The organism is Gammaproteobacteria bacterium, assembly GCA_035279405.1.
In the GTDB taxonomy this organism is placed as follows: Bacteria; Pseudomonadota; Gammaproteobacteria; order Natronospirales; family REEB76; genus REEB76.
Map to the genome: position 1 here is coordinate 1 of DATEHU010000013.1, position 2,049 is coordinate 2,049.

Genomic DNA, 2,049 nt, shown 5'->3' on the forward strand with positions numbered 1-2,049 from the left:
CGTGATGCGCGGCCGCACTACGATCCTGATATCGCACCGTGTGTCCACGGTGCAGAACGCGGATCGCATCTTCGTGATCGAGCACGGCGAGGTCGCCGAGCAAGGCACGCACTCAGAGCTGATCGCGAGCGGCGGCTACTACGCGGATTTATATCAGAAGCAGTTGCTTGAAGAAGAACTGGAAGCGATCTAAGCGGCGAGCTGAAGCTTGCGCCACACGGGACATCGGCACGAGTGCCGATGCAGCAAGCTGAAGAGGCTGCTGAAAAAGTAAGTTGCCACAAACTCGCGCTGTCCTGGGCGATTGTTGGCGAGGTTTCCGCCGTGCCCATGGGCCGTCGGTTTCTTCCGCTTTGTGTGTTTTCTCTTGCACTCCGCTTGTTTGCGGGCACCACAGACACACTTCTCCCCCACCTTAGGCGGGTTGCGCTGTAAGTCGCGCCAGCCGCACCAAGTGGTAGCCGCTCACCGCCAGGACAAACATCCAGTCCACCAGTGCGCATCCGCGGTGGCGCAGCTTGCGCACCAGCGCCGTCGTTTTCAACCAGCCGAAGATAGGTTCGATCCGCTTCCGATTCAAAATGCTGCTCTGATAGCCGGGATGCCGCGTGGTGCGCGCGTCCAGGTGACTGCGGCGCGTGGCGCTTTCCCGTCTCTGAATGTGCGGCGTGACATGCAACTGGCGCAGTCGCTCCAGCAAGCCGCCCTCATCGTAACCCTTGTCGGCCCCCAAAGTGATGCGCCGCTTCCCCTGGTTTTGAGCGGCGGCCAGCGCCACGGCCGCTTCCCATTCTCCCTGCGGCGACGCCGGCGTCACGCAAGCGCCCACCGGCAACCCGCTGCGATTCTCCATCAACACGTGCCCCAGGTAGCTCAGCCGGAAGGCATCCTGCCGGCTCTTGCGATACAGGTGCGCTTCCGGGTCGGTGGTGCTGGCGTGCGTGTCGCGCAGCAACTTCTGCCCGCGCGTCCCACTGCCTTTCTCCGGCGGCTCCGCTTTCTTCTGAAAGCTCTTGATCCCGGCCCAGGCTTCCAGCAGCGTGCCGTCCACCGTGAAGTGTTCGCTCGACAGCAGCCCCTGCGCTTGGCTCTGCTTTACCACTTGCGCGAAGAAGGCTTGCGCCACCTCGCCCTCCAGCAGCCGCTCGCGGTTCTTGCTGAACACCGTCGCGTCCCACACCGGCTCGTCCATGTTCAGTCCCACAAACCAGCGGAACAGCAGGTTGTAGTTGAGTTGCTCCATCAGCATCCGCTCGCTGCGCACCGAATAGAAGATCTGCAGCAGCAACGCACGCAACAGTTTTTCGGGCGCGATCGACGGACGGCCGATGCCCGGATAGAGCGCCGCCAAGTCCGCCGACATTTCCAGCAGGGCCGCGTCAATCAGGCCGCGAATGGCGCGCAAGGGGTGATCAGAGGGCACCCGCTCCTCCGGCGAAACATAGCTGAACATCGGGCTTTGGTTGAGATCTTCTCCACGCATAAAACAAAGACGAACGTGAATGTTCTACGGTAACCCAACGAGTTACTTTTTCAGCAGCCTCTTCAGCTTGCCGCGACACTCCTGTCGACGGCCTTTGCATGCCACCATCACCGCTCGTGGTAGGATGCTCCAGATCGGTGCGTTCCGAATGACGCGGTTCCAGCGGACCAGAGGAGGCAAATGTACCACCCGAGAGATTCCTTAGTCGTGACGCTTCTTCTCGCGGCAATCATCGCCATCAGCCCTGCAAACGCTCAAACTGCTCTGGACGACGCCACCCTCAAGAGAATGCACCGCGAGGCATTCGAGAACTCGCAAGCCGATGCGGTCTTCGGTACATTGACCGCCGTCATCGGCCCGCGGCTCACCGCCTCTCCTGCACATAAACGAGCTGCGGAATACACCAAAGATGTGCTTTCTAAGATCGGCCTGACCAATGCTCGCCTCGAGCCATTCCATTTTGGCCGCGGCTGGTCGCTGGAGACACAAATCATTGAAATGATCGAGCCGCGTTACCTGCCGCCGCGGAGTTCCAGACCGGACCAGGGGCTCCATCTACCGGATCA

3 protein-coding genes are annotated in these 2,049 nt (G+C 61.0%); 2 read left to right on the forward strand and 1 reads right to left on the reverse strand.

The features are described 5' to 3' along the window. Positions 1-193, forward strand: a 193-nt coding sequence (locus tag VJR90_00995) for an ABC transporter ATP-binding protein (GenBank protein HKV96052.1), incomplete at its 5' end; no start/stop codon positions are given. Positions 194-415: 222 nt separating this feature from the next. Here VJR90_00995 and VJR90_01000 read toward each other — a convergent pair. Beyond that, positions 416-1,483, reverse strand: a complete 1,068-nt coding sequence (locus tag VJR90_01000; GenBank protein ID HKV96053.1) for an IS5 family transposase — start codon at positions 1,481-1,483, stop codon at positions 416-418. Between the two features lie 207 nt (positions 1,484-1,690). On the opposite strand from VJR90_01000, the gene VJR90_01005 reads away from it, so the two are divergent. Further along, positions 1,691-2,049: hypothetical protein (locus VJR90_01005; protein ID HKV96054.1), on the forward strand; the 359-nt coding region annotated here is incomplete at its 3' end.

Excerpts from the sequence above, each read along its gene's own strand:
- VJR90_01000 (HKV96053.1), bottom strand. The coding sequence starts at position 1,483 with ATGCGTGGAGAAGATCTCAACCAAAGCCCGATGTTCAGCTATGTTTCG.